Below are 16872 nucleotides of genomic sequence, written 5' to 3' on the forward strand. Positions count from 1 at the left end.
GCCCGCGCCGCGCAGCGCCGCGCCGCGCCGCGCCAGTCTCGGTCAGCTGTGCATCAACTGTGCATCAACTGTGCAGTTGGACCTTGGCCTCGTCGAGCAGGTCCACGGCCACGAGGCTCTCGTTGTGGCGCACATGCCAGGCGGCCTCGCTCAGCTTGGCCAGCTGGGGCTCCAGCGCCTTGTCGTCGCAGCTTTCGAGCAGCTGCATGGCGTGCCGGATGGCGACCAGGGCCTGGGCCCGGTGGTCGCAATACAGCTCGACCTGGGCCATCTGAACATCGTGCCGTGCCGCGCGCTCGGCGGCCTCGTGCGAGACGTGCTGCGCAGCGGATTCGAGGTGCGCGTCGTAGCCGCCGGCGCCGACGATGGCGCCCAGCAGGGCCGAATGGGAAGCGGTGTCGTTGTACATGGTGCTGTCCTTTCAGGTGGGTTGCCTTGCAATGTCTTCATGGTGCGCCGCGCGCATGTCCTGGCGGCTACGCCGCTGGCCGCCGAGGTTGCATCTGCAACCGGGCTGGCGTGCGGCAGGCGATGGCCGCTACGGCCCTCAGCGCCAGTGGCGGCCGCCCCAGCCGGTGTCGAACTCCAGGCCGACGGGCGGCGGGCCCCAGGGGCGCTGCACGATGAGCGGCGCGGGCGCCACCGCCACGGCCGGCAGCACCGTCGTGGTGCTGTAGGCCACCGGGGCCGGCTGCACCACCGTGTTGGCCGGCGTCACGCTGACGTTGAGCGGCACGTGGTCGCCCGGGTCGCTGGCCAGCCGCGTGCTGTAGCGCTGGCCGTTGTAGTCGTACACCACGTCGAAGCCGACCAGGCGGTTCTCCACGCGCTGCTCCTGGTGGCAGGTCTGCACGGGCGTCACCACGTTCGGCGCGCCGTTGGCCTCGACGTTGTTGCCGGTGATGGCACCGGCCAGCACGCCCACGCCGGTGGCGAGCGCCCGGCCGCCGCCGTGGCCGATCAGGTTGCCGGCGCCGCCGCCGACGAGGGCGCCGATCAGCGCGCCGGCACCGCTGGGCTGGGCCCGGCTGACCTGGTCCTGCTGCACGCACTGCTGCACCGGCACGGCCACCTGGCTGTACACGGCGGTCTTGGAGACCACGGTGCCGTATTCGGTGGCCATGGCGTTGCCGGCCAGCAGCGCGGCGGCTGCGGCGATGGCCTGGATGGCCTGGATGGCCCGGCGTTGCGAGATCCTGTTCATGGCGGATTCCCTTTCGTTTCCGTGACGGGCCGGGTGCGCCATGCGCCAGCGGCTCCGTTGGGATCGACTGTGCGCGCGCCCGGTTACGCCGCCATGCGGCCAGGCGCCGGGCCGGTTACGTTTGCAACCCGGCCTGCAAAGCCTGCGCCATGGCCCGCGCCAGTTCGGCCCGCGCCAGCGGCTTGGCCACCAGCACGCGCACACCGGCGGCGGCGGCGCGCTGCGCGAGCTCGGGCCCGCCGTAGCCGCTGGCCAGCACCACGGGCAGGTCGGGGCGCACGCAGCGCAGCGCCGCCACGAGCTCGGTGCCGGCCATCCCGGGCATGCGCTCGTCGGTCAGCACCAGGTCGAAACGGTCGGGCGCGGCCGTGAAGCGCGCCAGCGCCTCGGTGCTGGACACCAGCCCGAACGGCTCGTAGCCCAGGCCGGCCAGCATCTCCTCGGCCAGCGCCACGAGCGCGGGCTCGTCGTCCACCACCAGCACGGCCTCGCCCTGGCCGAGCGGCACGGCGCCGCCGCCCGCCGGGGCCGCGGCGTCCGCCGGCACATCCAGGCACGGGAAGTACAGCGTGAAGCAGGCCCCCTCCCCTGGCCGACTCTGCACGTCGATGGCGCCGCCGAGTTCGGCCACCACGCCGTGCACCACGGCCAAGCCCAGGCCCGTGCCCTTGCGCGGGCCCTTGGTGGTGTAGAAGGGTTCGAACAGGCGGTCCAGCGCCTGCGGCGCGATGCCGGTGCCGTTGTCCTGCACGCGCAGCCGCGCGTAGCGGCCGGGCTGCAGCTGTGCTTCGAACAGCGTGCGCGTGGTGTCCACCTGCTCCACGTCGAGCAGCACGTGGAGCGCGCCGCCGTCGGGCATGGCCTGCACGCCGTTCGTGCACAGGTTGAGCACGGCCTCGTAGACCAGCGTGGGGTCGCCCGCCAGCACGGTGCCGGGCGCATGGAGCTCGGGCGCCAGCGTCACGCCGGCCGGCAGCGAGGCCGCCATGAGTTGCAGCACCTCCTCGACCACGGGCTGCAGCACGAAGCGCTGCGCCACGTGGGGCGCGCCGCGGCTGAACGACAGCACGCGCTCGACCAGCGCCTTGCCGCGCTGGCCGGCCTGCAGCACCTGGTCGATCTGGCGCGCCTGGTCCGAGCCGTCGCCCGCGGCCGTGCGCGCCAGCTCGCCATAGCCGATCACGGAGGCCAGGATGTTGTTGAAGTCGTGCGCCACGCCGCCGGCCAGCGTGCCGATGGCCTCGAGCCGGCGCGCGCGCTGCAGCTGCTCCTCGAGCTGGCGCTCGCGCGCGCGGCCTTCGACCTCGTCGCTGACGTCGGTGGCCATGCCCGAGAACAGTTGCGCCGCGCCGGCCGCGCCGCGCCATGCGTTGCCGCGCAGGCGCACATGGCGCCAGCCGCCCTCCAGCCGGCGCATGCGCACGGTGGCGTCGAACAGCGGCACGCGCCCGCGCGCATGGGCCGCCAGCGCATGGCGCAGCACGCGCAGGTCGCGCGGGTGCGCCTGCGTGCGCAGCAGGGCCTGGGCCGCGCCTTCCACGGCCGCGTCGCGCGGCAGGCCCAGCAGCTCCTTCATGCGTGGCGACAGGTGCAGCCGGTCGCTGCGCGGGCTCCACTCCCAATTGCCTTCCTGGGCGGCCTGGAAGGCGCGCACGGCGCGCTGCTGCTCGGCCGCCAGGCTGGCCTGGGCGGCCAGCCGCAGCCGTTGCTCGCGCACGTTGCGCACCAGCAGGAACAGCGTGACGGTGAGCGCCGACGCCGCAAAGGCGACCACCAGCCAGGCCTGCTCGGTCCAGTCGGCCAGGGCCGGCTGCAGGTCGCGCGCGACCACCACCATGAGCGGATGGCCGCGCAGCTGCTGGGCCGCCACCAGGCGCTCGCGACCGTCGGGCAGGCGCACGCGGTGCGGCGCGGGCATGTCCCACAACGCGTCGGTCACGGCGGTGGGCAGCAGCTGGGCGCTGCCGTCGCCCGGGCCGTCGGACACCAGCACGCGGTCGCTGCGGTAGATCGCCAGGCTGGTGTCGACGGCCGGCGCGATGCGGCGGAAATCGCCGTCCAGGAACTCCGGGTTGGCCAGCAGCGCCACCGTGCCCTGGAAGCTGCCGTCGGCAGCGTGCCAGCCCATGGACACGCCGATCAGCAGCCGGCCATCGCGCCGGCTGCGGAACGGGCTGCCCACGAACAGGCTGGGCGCCGTGCTGCTTTGCGCCGCGTGGAAGAAGTCGCGGTCGGCGAGCAGGCCGGTGGGCAGCGGCCCGGGCGCCGAGCTGGCCACCACCCGGCCGGCCGCGTCGGCCACCGTCAGCGCGCGGAACTGGGGCAGCGCCGCCATGCGCGTGCGCAGCAGGGCCTGGGCGGCCGGCGTGCCGGTCTGCAGCAGGCCTTCCACGACCTCGGTGCCGGTGGCGCGCAGCGTGGCCTCGGCCACATCGAGCCCGGCATCGGCCTGCGTGGCCATGGCCGCCGCCAGCGAGCCGAGGCGGCGCAGCTCGCCGTCCAGCGACTGCTGGCGCAGCACCCACAGGCCGTAGGCCACGGCCGCGAGGATCAGCGCTTCGACCAGCAACACGGCCGCCACGCCGCGCAAATGGGCACGGCCGGAACGGGGCGGCAGGGCCGCTATAGTGGAATCGTCCATCGCATCGAGCACATCGGAAGTTCCCAAGTATGTCCGCCACGCCCCCGCCGGCCACGCCCGCAGGCCACATCCTCGTCGTCGACGACGATCCTGCCGTGCGCGAGCTGCTGCTGGAGTACCTGGCGGCCAACGAACTGCGCGTCTCGGCCGTGGCCAGCGGCGCGGCCATGCTGGAGCTGCTGGACCGCGAGGCCATCGACCTCGTGCTGCTGGACCTCAAGATGCCGGGCGAGGACGGCATGCAGCTGGCCCGCGCGCTGCGCGAACGCGCCGGCATCCCCATCGTGCTGCTGACCGGCAAGGCCGAGGAAGCCGACCGCGTGATGGGCCTGGAGCTGGGCGCCGACGACTACGTGACCAAGCCCTTCAGCCCGCGCGAGCTGCTGGCGCGCATCCGCGCCGTGCTGCGCCGCTACCACGTGCAGACCGAGCTGGCCGGCCGCGACGACAAGCGCCGCGCCTACCGCTTCGCGGGCTGGGAGTTCAACCTGCGCACGCGCAAGCTGGCCAGCGCCGACGGCCGCAAGCTGGACCTCAGCAACAACGAGTTCAGCCTGCTGGCCGCCTTCTGCAGCGCACCGCAGCGCGTGCTGAGCCGCGACCAGCTGCTGCAGCTTTCTCGCCTGCACAACGCCGAGGTCTACGACCGCACGGTGGACGTGCAGGTGCTGCGCCTGCGCCGCAAGATCGAGGCCGACCCGTTCGCGCCGCAGCTGATCCTGACCGAGCGCGGCGCGGGCTACCTGTTCAACGCGAGCGTCGAGACGCTCTACTGAAAGCCCGTCGGGCGCCTAGACGTCCCAGTTGCCGCCCAGGCCGCCGGCATCGGCTTCCGGGCCATCGTCCCAGCCACCGCCCGCATCGCGGATGCCGAAGTCCGGTTCGGGATCGGACCAGGCGTCCGCGGCCGGTGCGCCCATGGCCCCTGTCGCGCCCGTCGAGCCCTGCACCGGCGCGGCCGTGAACGGCACCGCCGCCGGCGCCGCAGCCGTCTCGTGGCCGAACAGGCGCCGGCCCAGTTCCTGGCCTGCCACCGCGGCTGCACCGGCCGCCAGGCCGCCGGCCACGCCGGCCGCCACCTGGGAACCCCATCCGGGCCTGGCCGGCGCCGGGGCTGCGGGCGCGCCGCCCCAGGGCACCACGCCATCGGGTTGTGCCGTGCTGCGCGGCCATGCCATGGCCGGGCCGGCGGCGCTGGCCATCGGCGTCATCGGAGTCATGGGTGCCATCGGCGCCATGGCCGGCCCCTGCGGCGCAGGCCGCGGGCGGTTGGCACGGGTCAGCAGCCAGCCCAGCAGCGCGCCGCAGGCCACCGCCAGCGCCAGTCCCCAGGCCAGGGGCCGGCCGCGTGTGCCGTCGGCGGCCTCGGCCGCGGGCATGGTCAAGGGCATGCGGTTCGTTGCCGCAGCGGCCGGCTGGCCGTCCAGCACGCGGCGCAGGTGCTGCAGCGACTGCTCCTGCACGAAGGGCAGGCCGGGCGCCAGCCGCTCTGCGGTGGCCAGTTCGGTGCGCGCCGGCCCCAGGCGTCCCTGCTGGGCCAGCAACTCGGCCTCCACATAGTGGGCCTTGCCGCTGTTGGGGTGGTCGCGCAGCACCGGGTCCATCATCTGCAGGGCCTGGTCGACATGGCCGCCATGGGCCGCCTGGTAGACCTGGTCCAGGCTGGCGTCGGCGGCCAGCGCGGGGCCTGCGAGGGTGGCGGCGCAGGCCAGTGCCAGCAGCAGGCGGGCGGCACCGTGGCGGCGTGGGGGGGTGGTGGGTTCGGGCATGCGCGTCTCCTGCAGCAGGGCCAAAGGCAGGGCGGGCCGCCCTGCCATGGCCGCACTGTGGCGCGCGCGCACTGCGGCGCCGTTGCAGCGGCCGCCGCTTCGATGACATTTGCAACGCAGCGTCCGGGCAGGCCATCAGCCGAATCGATGGCTCCGCATCAGCAATCCGTATTTCCGTGATGGCCGGCGTTCTGCAACAGTGCCTGCACCGCAGCGCAAAGCGCCGTGGCAACAGCAGGAGACCAGCCCTTGAACGCCCCAGCCCCCCGCCCCGTGACCAACGTGGGTGCCCTCGTCGCCCGCAGCGCGCAGCGCCATGCCGCACGCCCGGCCATCGTGACCCCGCAACGCAGCCTGAGCTACGCCGAGCTCGATGCGCGGTCCAACCGCCTAGCCCATGCGCTGCTGGGCCTGGGCCTGGCGCGCGGCGACCGCGTCGGCATCTACCTGCCCAACTGCGCCGAGATCGTCGAGACCGAGCTGGCCTGCTACAAGGCCGCCTTGGTCAAGGCCCCGTTCAACGCGCGGCTGTCGCCGGCCGAGGTCGGCGCCACGGTGGACAACAGCGAGGCCACCCTGGTCATCACCACGGCCGCGCGCGCCGAGGCCTTCCGCCCGCATGTGCGCGGCGCCATGCCGCGCCTGCTGCTGCTCGACGGCCCGGCCGCGACCGGCTACGAGGCCCTGCTCGCGCGCGCCAGCGACGTCTTCGAGGCCGTGCCCGTGCACGCCGACGAACTGGCCGTGCTGCACTACACCTCGGGCTCCTCGGGCGTGCTCAAGGCCGCGATGCAGACCTTCGGCAACCGGCTCGCGCAGCTGCGCAAGTTCCTAATGCGCACCGACACCACGCGGCCCGACCACATCCTGGGCCTGGTCGGCCCGATCACGCACGCATCGGGCATGCAGCTGGTGCCCGCGCTGTGCAGCGGCACCACCATCCGGCTGTTCAGCGGCTTCGAGCCGGGCCGCTTCCTGGCCGAGATGCGGGCCGAGCGCGTGACCCACACCTTCCTCGTGCCCACCATGGTCAACATGCTGCTGGGCGAGCTCGAAGGCCAGTACCGCCCGCTGCCCGACCTGCAGCGCCTGGGCTACGGCGCCGCGCCCATGGCACCGGCGCGCATCCTGCGCGCGATGGACGTGTTCGGCCCCGTGCTGTCGCAGGGCTACGGCGCGGGCGAGACCACCTCGGGCGTGTGCGGCCTCACGGTGGAAGACCATCTGCACGCCCGCGCCGCGCGGCCCGAGCGCCTGGCCTCCTGCGGCCGTCCGCTGCTCGAATGCGATGTGCAGGTCCTGGGCGACGACGGCAGGCCCGTGGCGCTAGGCGAGATCGGCGAGATCGTGGTCGGTGGCGAGGACGTGTTCGCCGGCTACTGGCGCGCGCCCGAACTCACGGCCGAGGTGCTCAAGGACGGCCGCTACCACACGGGCGACCTCGCGCGCGTGGACGAGGAAGGCTTCGTCTACATCGTCGACCGCAAGAAGGACATGGTCATCAGCGGCGGCTTCAATGTCTACCCGTCCGAGGTCGAGGCCGTGCTGTACCAGCATGCCGCCGTGGCCGAGGCCTGCGTGTTCGCCGTGCCCGACGACAAATGGGGCGAGTCCGTCGCCGCGCACGTGGTGCTGCGGCCCGGCCAGGCGGCCGACGCAGGCATGCTCGACGCGTTCTGCGCCGAACGGCTGGCCGGCTTCAAGCGGCCGCGCCACCTGGAGTTCGTCGCCGCGCTGGAGAAGAACAGCAACGGCAAGGTGGCCCGCAAGGCCATCCAGGCGCCGTACTGGGCCAACCACGCACGCAAGGTGAACTGAACCATGACGACCGCATCCAAACCCCTGTTCGACGGCCCCTTCGAAGGCAGCCCGCGCGCCGCCGAGATCATCGCGCGCGTGCAGGACTTCCTGCACGGCGAGCTGGCCGAACTGGCCCGCGCGCACGGCGTCGACCACGAGCACGGCGCCGACCGCGCGCTGCTGCAGCAGGTCTGGCGCCGCTCGCATGCGATGGGCTTCTACGGCATGACGCTGCCCGAGCAGATGGGCGGGCTCGGCCTGCCGGTGCTGGACCATGTGCTGGTCAAGGAGGCCATCTACGCCAGCGGCTCGCCGTTCGCGCCGCACGTGTTCGGCGAACTGAGCGGCCCGCCGCGCGTGGGTGCGCTGGCGCGCCAGGCCACGCCGCAGCAGATGGCGCAATTCATCGTGCCCGTGGCCCAGGCCGAGATGGCGATCTGCTTCGCGCTGACCGAGGCCGAGGCCGGCTCCGATGCCGGTGCCGTGCAGACCCGCGCCGTGCTGGACGGCGAGCACTACGTCGTCAACGGGCGCAAGCGCTTCATCTCGGGTTCGCCCTTCGCCGACGCGGCCGTGCTGCTGGCCTCCACCGCCGCCGAAGACGCGGACGAGCGCGAGGTGACAGCCTTCTTCGTCGACCTGCACGCCCCCGGCGTGCGCGTGGAAACGGGCTACAAGACCATGGCCGGCCAGAGCAGCACGGGCGACATCGTGCTCGAGGACTGCCGCGTGCCGCTGGCCAACCGCATCGGCGCGCCGGGCCGCGGCCTGGCGCTGGCACTGGGCCGCATCAGCGTGAACCGGCTGCTGCACTGCCCGGCCATGCTGGGCCTGGCGCAGCTGGCGCTGCGCGATGCGCGCGACTACGCGCTGCAGCGCCGCCAGTTCGGCCGCAGCATCGCGCAGTTCCAGGCGATCCAGCACATGCTGGCCGACATGGCGACCGAACTCGCCGCGGCGCGCGCGCTGATGCTGGGCACCGCCCGCGCGCTGGATGCCGGCGGCGCCGCGCGGGCCGAGACTTCGATGGCCAAGCTCTTCTGTTCGGAGACCGCCTTCCGCGTGGCCGACCGGGCCGTGCAGATCCACGGCGGCGAGGGCATCGTGCAGGGCCGGCGCGTGGAGTTCCTGTTTCGCATGCTGCGCATGTACCGCGTGCTGACGGGCACCAGCGAGATCCAGAAGAACACCATCGCCAAGGAACTGCTCGCGTCCGCCTGAGCAGCGCCTGCCGAGAAACACCGGAGACAGACAGATGACAACGCCATTCAACCCGCAACGCCGCGCCCTGCTGGGCGCCGGCCTGGCCGCGGCCCTCGCCCCCGCCGCGAAACGGGCCCATGCCACCGAGCCCTACCCCAGCCGCCCCGTCAAATGGCTGCTGCCCTACCTGGCCGGCACCGCGCCCGACAACACCGCCCGCATCCTGGCCGAGGCCGTGGGCCCGCTGCTGGGCCAGGCCGTGGTGATCGAGAACCGGGGTGGCGCGGCCGGCAACATCGGTGCGCGCATGGCGGCCAAGGCGCCGGCCGACGGCTACACCTGGGTCTACTCGGCCGCGCCCATGGCGGCCAACATGCGCATGTACCGGCAGCCGGGCTTCGACGCGCTCAAGGACTTCCGCCACGTGATGCGGCTGACCAGCGCGGACATCGTGCTGATCGTGCATGCCGATTCCGGCATCGACAGCGTGCAGGCCCTGGCCGCGAAGCTGCGCGCCGCGCCCGGCAAGCTCGAGTACGCTTCGGGCGGCGTGGGCACGCCCTCGCACCTGGGCGTGGAGCTGCTGCTCAGCGCGCTTGATGCGCGCGCTCTGCACGTGCCCTACAAGGGCGCTTCCGAACTCGTCAACGCCGTGCTGGGCCGGCAGGTGGTGTTCGGCACGCCCATCCTGTCCGTGCCCTACCAGCAGATCAAGGCCGGGCAGCTGCGCGCGCTGGCCGTCGCCGGCACGCGCCGCAATCCCATGCTGCCGCAGGTGCCCACGCTGGCCGAGGCCGGCGTGCCCGGTGTCGAGCTCGCGTCCTGGGGCGGCATCTCGGTGCCGGCCGGCACGCCGGACGCCGTGGTCGAGCGCATCCGCACGGCGTTCCGGGCCGCGCTGCAGCAGCCGCGCGTGGTCGAGGGACTGCTGGCCCAGGGCGGCAGCGTGGACATGCAGGACGGCGAGGACTACGTGCGCGGCTTCACGCGGGAGATCGCGTTCACCGAGGCGATGATGAAGCGCGTGGGCCTGGAACCCATGTGAGCCCAGGGGGCGCAGGCCGCCCGGCCTTACAGTCGGCCACCGTGGAACTGCGGACCCTGCGCTACTTCATCGCCGTGCTCGAAGCGGGCAGCCTGTCGCGCGCGGCCGGCTCGCTGTATGTGGCCCAGCCCGCGCTGACGGCGCAGATCCGCAAGCTGGAGGAAGAACTCGGCGCGCAGCTGTTCGAGCGCTCGCACGCGGGCATGGCGCCCACGCCGGCCGGGCTGCAGCTGTACCAGGACGCGCGCCGGCTGCTGTCGGACGCTGCCGCCGTGCGCGAGCGCGTGCGCAGCCTGCCGCAGGGGCCCGAGGGCTCGGTGACCGTGGCATTGCCCTTCCTGATCGCCTCGCTGCTGATGGGGCCGGTGCTGGCCGGGCTGAAGGCCACGCACCCGCGCATCCGCGTGTTCGTGCTCGACGACCTGAGCCTCATGGTGCGCAAGGCCATGCTGGACCGGCGCGCCGACATCGGCATCCTGGTCGACCAGGCCCAGGTCGACGGCCTGCGTTGCCGCCCGTTCGCGCGCGAAGCCATGTACTTCTGCGGCCGCGACCTGCAAGGCACGGTGGCGCCGCTGCTGCAGCCGGCGCCGGCAGGCGAAGGCCATCCGCGCATCGCCTTCGCGGCGGCGGCGGCGCAGCCGCTGGTGCTGCAGTCGCGCCGCTTCTCGATCCGCCAGCGCGTGGAGGATGCCGCCAACGCGCAGGAGGTGCCGCTCAACATCGTCCACGAGCACGATTCGGCCCGCGTGATCCGCTCGCTCTACGCCTGCGGCGCGGGCTTCACGTTCACGCCGGCCTGCGCGCTGCCCGACGCCGGGCGCCAGGCCGCGCCCTGGCTGGTGGCGCGCGTGGTGCAGCCCGAGCTGCAGCGCAGCTACAGCCTGGCCACCGCCGCCGACCGGCCGCTGGACGCCGCGGCCAGGGTGGTGGTGCAGGCGATCGAGGCCCATGCGCGCACGCTGATCGCAGGCGGCCGCTGGGAGGCCGAGTGGCTGGGCGAGGCCGATGCCGTGCCCGCCGGGCACGGTCCGAAGCCCGGGCGCGCCGCCCGCTAGGCGCCGGCCGTGCCAGCGGCAGCGGCGCGCGCGCGGCCGGCGCCCGCACGCCGCAGCAGCCCGAGCGACGCCAGCGCCAGCAACGCCAGCGTCGGCGGCTCGGGCACCTCGGCCGGCGGCACGTCGTTGGCTGCCAGGTAGAGATCGGCCGCGCCCAGCGCGTCCGTGACCTCCAGGCCCAGCCGGAACTGCCCGCGCTGCCACGCGGCCAGCAGGTCGGAGAACATGGTGTCCAGGTCCAGCGCCAGCTGCAGCGTCGGCGCGGCGCCGGGATCCTCGTACGCGAACCGCAGCCCGAAGTCCGGGACGATGCCCGCGCTGCCGGGCGGCAGGGCCACCGGGCCGTTCCCCGCGGTGGCGCCGACCGGCTTCAACTCCACCGTGGCGCCGCTCTCCCGCAGGGCCTGCCGCAGCGCAGCCGCCTCGGCCGGGCTGGCGTTGGCCAGCAGCACGGATGGCGCGTCGTCCACCAGTTGCTTGGCCTGCGTGAGGCCCAGGCCCGTCAGGTCGCGGACCGCCTTGATGACGGCGATCTTGTTCGTCCCGGCGCTGGCCAGCACCACGTCGTAGCCCGTCGGCGCGGCGCCCGGCATGGTGACCCCCACGTTCGCGCCGGCCGGGACCGAAGGGTCCTGGCGGCTGGTCAGCGTCACGCGGGCACCCACGCTCTCCAATGCCTGCTTGAGCTGCGCGTCGCCATCGGGCGTGGACGCCGTGCGGATCACGGTGGGTGCGCGGTCCACCAGGTCCTTGGCCTCGCCGAGGCTGATGCCCAGGGCGTCGGTCAGGGCCTTGATCACCGCGATCTTGCTGGCGCCGGGGCTCTCCAGCACCACCTCGTGCAGCCGGGTCTCGGACAGCCGCACCAGCGGCCCGCCCGACAGGCTGTCGCGCGCGACCGCGCCGGTGGTGTCCTGCACGTACAGGCCCGTGATCCTGGCGCCCGGGTCGGCAGTGGTGAACAGCTGCAGCACGGCCTGGTTGCCGCTGCCGCCCTGGTTCAGCGCCGCGCTGAAGCGGCCCGCAGCTTCGCCCGCGCCGTTGTCCGACACCTTCTGGAACACGATCGGCGCAGCCTGCGCCGCCTGCCACGGCATGGCGGCCAAGAGCCCGCAGCACGCCGCCCAGGCCACCGCCCGGGCCACCCCGGCAGCACGCATGCACGTTCTTCTGACCATCGCAAGCCTCCGAGCTTCAGTAGGGAAGCTCCCATGCAGGCGCGCCCTGCGCCGCACGGGAGACTGGCCGGAGTATGGTGAGACGGTGCGCAGGCAACCATCCCGTGATTGCGGTAGCGGCGCGGCAGGCGACCTACCGCCTTCGCGCCGCTCGTTCGAAGCCGCTTGTGCTCAGAAGCTGTGAATGAACCGATCGCGCCCACGACGGGGTGCGGCGGGCCGCAGGCGTAGGCGCAGTCCGCCGCCCTGGCTGGTGCCAGGGCAAGGACTGCAACGCCCGCCTGCGGCCTGGCGCGCTCCGGCCCGAAGGGCGAGGCCCCGGACGCCAGGCTTGGCTTGCGAAAAGACGGTCATGGGGGGCCTCGCGTGGGTGTGAGCGGTTCGTTCACAGCTTCTCAGCCCGCCGCGCCCGGCCCGCGCCGCCCCGCGGCCTCCAGCGCCGGCTTGACGCTCTCCAGCGCACCGCCTCCGTCGCAGGGAATCAGCGCCCCCGAGATGTAGGCAGCGTAGGGCGAGCCCAGGAACAGCGCCAGGTTGGCGATGTCGTCCAGGCTGCCGAAGCGCTGCAGCGGCACCTGGCCCAGCGCGAACGCGCGGTCCTCGGCCGTCGGCGCCATGAGCTTGCGGAAGCCCTCGGTGCCGTCGATGGGGCCGGGCGAGATCGAGTTCACGCGGATGCCCTCGCCGCCCCACTCCAGCGCCAGCGTGCGCGTGAGCTGGTCCACGCCGGCCTTGGCCGCGCTCGCATGGGCCTGGTAGCGCATGGGCACGAACGATTGCGGGGCCGTGATCTGGATGACCGACGCGCCGGGCTTGCGCAGGTGCGCATGGGCCTGGCGCAGCACGTGGAAGCTGCCGACCAGGTCGATGTCCACCACCACCTTGAAGCCGTTGGACGACATGGCCTGCGCCGCGCACAGGAAGTTGCCGGCCGCGCCCGAGACCAGCACGTCGACCGGGCCGAAGCGCTGCACCGACTGCGCGAAGGCCGCGCCCACGGCGTCGAAATCGCGCACGTCGGCCACCACGCCGTGCACCTCCGCGCCGGCCTCGCGCACCGCGGCCAGCGCGGCCACGGCGGCGTCCACGTTCTCCTGCCGGCGGCTGGCCACGGTGACCCGCGCGCGCTGGCGCGCGAAGGCCTGGGCGATGCCGAAGTTGATGCCCGTGGTGCCGCCGAACACCACGACATGGCGGTCCGCGTAGTCGAGATCGATCTGCATGTCAGTGCCGCCCGGCCGCCCGAAGGGACTGACGCACCCCCTCGGGGGGCAGCGGACCACGCGAAGCGGGGAAACGTGGGGGTGGTTTCATCTCAGTGGTAGCTCGAGCGCGGCACCCCGGCGCCGCTGGCGTACAGCGCCAGCTTGCGGCTGCCTGCGAAGATGGACTTGGGCGTGAGCCCGTAGACCTGCCGGATCGAGTGGCTGAAGTGGGTGGAATCGGGGTAGCCCGCGTCCAGCGCGATGTCGGTGAGGTTGCTGCTCTGCGTCACGTAGTACAGCAGGCTGCGCGCGCGCTGCCAGGTGCGAAAGCTGCGAAACGGCGAACCGGTCTCGGCCTTGAACAGGTGCAGGAAGCGCGAGACCGACAGGTGCGCGGCCACCGCGCATTGCTGCGCCGAGACATGGCCGTTGGGGTCGGCCTTGATGCGGTCCAGCACGGCCTGCACGCGCGCATCCAGCGGCCGCGCGCGCAGCGGCGCGCCGAAGAAGGCTTCGTCGAACGCCGCCGTGCTGGCGTAGCGCCGGTTGTCGGCCAGGCGCAGGACGTCCAGCGCCGCGCGCATGCGCTGCAGCGCCGCCGGCGCGTCCACCGCGCCGCGGCCCGCGCGCAGGTGCAGCGGCAGCGTGGCCACGTCCACCGTCTCGGCCTCGACCAAGAGGTTGCAGATCATGCGTTCGCCAGAAACGATGCGGTGGCGCACATAGGGCGGCACGACCGAGACGGCGCTGTCCTGCCAGTCGCCGCCATCCACGCAGATGCGGTGCGTGCCCCGCAGCGAGAGGTAGACCGAGAAGCCGCCGAAGCAGCGCACCGTGGGCTCGCCGAGCAGGCCCAGGTAGAGCACGCGGTCGGCGTTGATCCACATCATGCGCTGCCAGTCGGCGTCGGGCGGTCGGCGCCCGGCCTGCAGGGCCGCGCCATGGAAATCGATCTGCATGCCTTGTCTCCTGTTGCTTGCGTCGTGCCTGCGGGCACGTCAGCGGTACTTTGCCAGTTCGAGCTTGCCGATCTGCGCGCAATGGACTTCGTCCGGGCCGTCGGCCAGCCGCAGCAGCCGGGCCGTGGCGTAGGCGGCCGCGATGCCCAGGTCGTTGTTGGTGCCGCCGCCGCCGTGCGCCTGGATCACCCAGTCGATGACCTGGCAGGCCATCTGCGGGGCGGCCACCTTGATCATCGCGATCTCGGCCTTGGCCGCCTTGTTGCCCACCGTGTCCATGCGGTGCGCCGCGTTCAGCGTGAGCAGCCGCGCCTGGTCGATCAGGATGCGCGACTGGGCGATGCGTTCCAGCGTCACGCCCTGCTGGGCCAGCGTCTTGCCGAAGGCCGTGCGCGTGAGGCTGCGCCGGCACATGCGTTCGAGCATGCGCTCGGCCAGGCCGATCAGCCGCATGCAGTGGTGGATGCGGCCCGGCCCCAGCCGGCCCTGCGCGATCTCGAAGCCGCGGCCCTCGCCCAGCAGCATGTTGGCCACCGGCACGCGCACGTTGTCGAACACCACCTCGGAGGCGCGGTCGGGCACGCCGTAGAAGCCGAACACGGGGATCGCGCGCTGCACCTTGACGCCTGGCGTGTCCATGGGCACGAGCACCATCGACTGCTGCCGGTGCCGGTCGGCGTTGTCGGGGTCGGACTTGCCCATGAAGATGCAGATCGCGCAGCGCGGGTCGGTCGCGTTGGTCGTGTACCACTTGTGGCCGTTGATGACGTAGTGGTCGCCATCGCGCACGATGGAGCTCTCGATGTTGGTCGCGTCGCTGGAGGCCACGGCCGGCTCGGTCATCGCAAAGCACGAGCGGATCTGGCCGGCCAGCAGCGGCTGCAGCCAGCGCTCCTGGTGCGCGGGCGTGCCGTAGCGCGCCAGCACCTCCATGTTGCCGGTGTCGGGCGCCGAGCAGTTGAAGACCTCGGGCGCCAGGTGCGAGCGGCCCATGATCTCGCACAGCGGCGCGTACTCGAAGTTCGTGAGCCCGGCACCGTGCGAGGAGACCGGCAGGAACAGGTTCCACAGGCCGGCGTCGCGCGCCAGCGGCTTGAGCTCGTCGAGCACGGGCGCCACCTTCCAGGGGCCGAGCTCCTCGGCCTCGCGGTAGTAGCGCGTCTCGTTGGGGTAGATGTGCGCCTCCATGAAGGCCGCCAGGCGTTGCTGCAGGTCCTGGACCTTGGGCGAGAACTCGTACACATCGTCCTTTCAGGGCGGCCCCGGAGCCGCATGGCGTGCGGCGCGCGGCGCCGTCTGGCGAGTGCGCGTTGCACCGTGAACAGGGCTTGCGCGCGCCGTCGCCGGCCGTTGCAAGGCGTCGAATGGTAGGCCTGGATTGTCAGACAATCATCAGGGTTTCTCCGGCGTCCGCGGCGATGGGCGCGCAGGCATTTCGGGCCCCGGGAGGCCGGCTGACGCGAGCGTATGCGGCGCGCTGGCGGCCGTCTTGCGCCCAGGCACTGCCGCCTGCGCCAAAATGCGGGCCGCATGAAGTTCCTACCGTTCGCCCGTTCCTGCATCGGCTCCTGCATGCGCGCGTGCACCTGCACCGCGCTGCTGCTGGCCTGCGCCGCGGCGGCCGGTGCGCAGCCGTCCGCCCCCGCGCCGTCCGGCCTGGTGGCCGAGACCATGCACGCACTGGAAGGCAGGCTGACCTACTACGCGCGCCGGCTCGCGGGCCGGCCGACGGCCAGCGGCGAACGCTTCGACCCCGACCAGATGACGATGGCGCACATGACGCTGCCCTTCGGCACGCTGGTGCGCGTGACCAATGTGCTGAACCAGCGCAGCGTGGTGGTGCGCGTCAACGACCGCGGCGCCTGGGGCGCCAGCCGCATCGGCGACGTGTCGACCGCCGCCGCGCGCGAACTGGGCATGCTGGGCCGCGGCATCGTGCGGGCGCAGCTGGAAGTGCTGCACGCCGACGACGGCGCGCCGGCCCTGCGCTGAGAAGCGGCGGACGGCGTGTGAGCCGGCCGCCCTGCCCAGCGGCTGCGGGCGGGCGCCGCCGCCTGCGCCACGATGGCCTGACAATCCACGGCATGCGCACCACGCCCCACGTCGACACCGGGCCTGCGGCGGCTGCCAAGCCCGCCGCCGCACGCCATCCGCGCAGCACGCCCGACCGCGTGGCCGACGCGATCAGCAAGGGCATCCTGTTGCGCCGCTTCTCGGTGGGCCAGCGTCTCGTGGAGGCCGACCTCATGCGCGAACTCGGCGTGAGCCGCAGCACGGTGCGCGAGGCGCTGCGCGTCCTGGCCGCCAGCGGCGTGGTGGAGCTCACGCCGCACCGCGGCGCGGTGATCCGCTCGCTCACGCGCGAGGACGCGGGCCACCTGCTGGACGTGCTGGAAGTGCTCTCGGGCCTGGCGGCGCGGCTGGCCGCCGCCCACATCGACCACGGCGACAACGCGCAGCGCTTCGCCGCAGCGGCCCGCCAGCTCGTGGCCGTGGACACGCCCGAGGCGCGGGGCCGCGTGCTCGATGCGCGCGCCAACTACTACCGGGTGATGTTCGAGATCGCCGGCAACCATGAACTCGACCGCGTGCTGCCGCAGTCGCGCGCGCACCTGTTCCGCGCCCAGTTCCATGACGCGCTCACGGGCGCCGACCTGCGCGCCATGGTGGCCGAGTACCGCGGCATCACGGATGCCATCCTGGCCGGCGACCCCGCCCTGGCCGAGAAGCGCATGCGCCGGCACCTGCAGAAGTCGGGCGAGCGCACGCTGCCGCGCATGGCGCGGCCGGCGCCCTGACCCCGGCCGTGC

The 16872-nt window shown here is 73.2% G+C and carries 15 protein-coding genes; 7 read left to right on the top strand and 8 right to left on the bottom strand.

All coding sequences use genetic code 11. The annotated features are described in order from the left end of the window. Positions 1-64 precede the first annotated feature (64 nt). From ASF44_RS01095 to ASF44_RS01105, 3 genes are all read right to left on the bottom strand, one after another. Positions 65-409 carry a hypothetical protein gene (locus tag ASF44_RS01095; RefSeq protein ID WP_056897335.1) on the bottom strand — a complete coding sequence of 115 codons (345 nt, stop codon included), beginning with the start codon at positions 407-409 and terminating at the stop codon, positions 65-67. A gap of 138 nt (positions 410-547) precedes the next feature. Then, positions 548-1204 carry a glycine zipper 2TM domain-containing protein gene (locus tag ASF44_RS01100; RefSeq protein WP_056897336.1) on the bottom strand — a complete coding sequence of 219 codons (657 nt, stop codon included), beginning with the start codon at positions 1202-1204 and terminating at the stop codon, positions 548-550. A 115-nt stretch (positions 1205-1319) separates the two neighbouring features. Further along, complete coding sequence (locus ASF44_RS01105) at positions 1320-3872, bottom strand: ATP-binding protein (RefSeq protein ID WP_235579090.1); 2553 nt, start codon at positions 3870-3872, stop codon at positions 1320-1322. 2 nt (positions 3873-3874) lie between these two features. On the opposite strand from ASF44_RS01105, the gene ASF44_RS01110 reads away from it, so the two are divergent. Beyond that, on the top strand, positions 3875-4621 hold the full coding sequence (locus ASF44_RS01110; protein WP_056897338.1) for a response regulator: 747 nt from the start codon (positions 3875-3877) through the stop codon (positions 4619-4621). Between the two features lie 15 nt (positions 4622-4636). On the opposite strand, the gene ASF44_RS01115 is transcribed toward ASF44_RS01110, so the two are convergent. Continuing rightward, positions 4637-5614, bottom strand: coding sequence for a hypothetical protein (locus ASF44_RS01115; RefSeq protein WP_156374312.1), 978 nt, complete (start codon positions 5612-5614; stop codon positions 4637-4639). 249 nt (positions 5615-5863) lie between these two features. On the opposite strand from ASF44_RS01115, the gene ASF44_RS01120 reads away from it, so the two are divergent. The 4 genes from ASF44_RS01120 to ASF44_RS01135 are packed head-to-tail and all read left to right on the top strand — an operon-like array spanning position 5864 to position 10720. Further along, positions 5864-7432 carry an AMP-binding protein gene (locus ASF44_RS01120; protein ID WP_200930536.1) on the top strand — a complete coding sequence of 523 codons (1569 nt, stop codon included), beginning with the start codon at positions 5864-5866 and terminating at the stop codon, positions 7430-7432. A 3-nt stretch (positions 7433-7435) separates the two neighbouring features. Then, positions 7436-8635, top strand: coding sequence for an acyl-CoA dehydrogenase family protein (locus ASF44_RS01125; protein ID WP_056897341.1), 1200 nt, complete (start codon positions 7436-7438; stop codon positions 8633-8635). Positions 8636-8669: 34 nt separating this feature from the next. Then, the gene (locus tag ASF44_RS01130; protein WP_056897342.1) at positions 8670-9662 is read left to right on the top strand and encodes a tripartite tricarboxylate transporter substrate binding protein; all 993 of its coding nucleotides are present in this window, start codon (positions 8670-8672) and stop codon (positions 9660-9662) included. A gap of 41 nt (positions 9663-9703) precedes the next feature. Further along, positions 9704-10720, top strand: a complete 1017-nt coding sequence (locus ASF44_RS01135; protein ID WP_056897343.1) for a LysR family transcriptional regulator — start codon at positions 9704-9706, stop codon at positions 10718-10720. Here the strand turns inward: ASF44_RS01135 and ASF44_RS01140 are convergent. From ASF44_RS01140 to ASF44_RS01155, 4 genes are all read right to left on the bottom strand, one after another. Beyond that, positions 10717-11880: a ribosomal protein L7/L12 gene (locus tag ASF44_RS01140; protein ID WP_056897344.1), complete on the bottom strand. Its 1164-nt coding sequence runs from the start codon at positions 11878-11880 to the stop codon at positions 10717-10719. The two genes, ASF44_RS01135 and ASF44_RS01140, sit on opposite strands and share 4 nt — an antisense overlap. Before the next feature lie 413 nt (positions 11881-12293). Then, positions 12294-13121 (bottom strand): SDR family oxidoreductase, encoded by an 828-nt coding sequence (locus ASF44_RS01145; RefSeq protein ID WP_056897345.1) that lies wholly within the window; start codon positions 13119-13121, stop codon positions 12294-12296. Positions 13122-13213: 92 nt separating this feature from the next. Then, entirely contained in the window at positions 13214-14062 is an 849-nt protein-coding gene (locus ASF44_RS01150; RefSeq protein WP_235579091.1) for an AraC family transcriptional regulator, read from the bottom strand. 39 nt (positions 14063-14101) lie between these two features. Continuing rightward, positions 14102-15304, bottom strand: coding sequence for an acyl-CoA dehydrogenase family protein (locus ASF44_RS01155; RefSeq protein ID WP_082524448.1), 1203 nt, complete (start codon positions 15302-15304; stop codon positions 14102-14104). Positions 15305-15592: 288 nt separating this feature from the next. On the opposite strand from ASF44_RS01155, the gene ASF44_RS01160 reads away from it, so the two are divergent. Next, a complete protein-coding gene (locus ASF44_RS01160) occupies positions 15593-16054 on the top strand; it encodes a septal ring lytic transglycosylase RlpA family protein (RefSeq protein ID WP_200930537.1) in 462 nt (153 codons plus the stop codon). A 92-nt stretch (positions 16055-16146) separates the two neighbouring features. Continuing rightward, positions 16147-16860, top strand: a complete 714-nt coding sequence (locus tag ASF44_RS01165; protein ID WP_056897346.1) for a GntR family transcriptional regulator — start codon at positions 16147-16149, stop codon at positions 16858-16860. Positions 16861-16872: the final 12 nt, after the last annotated feature.

Origin of the sequence: Pseudorhodoferax sp. Leaf274 (assembly GCF_001422445.1) — a bacterium.
Classification (GTDB): domain Bacteria; phylum Pseudomonadota; class Gammaproteobacteria; order Burkholderiales; family Burkholderiaceae_C; genus Pseudorhodoferax.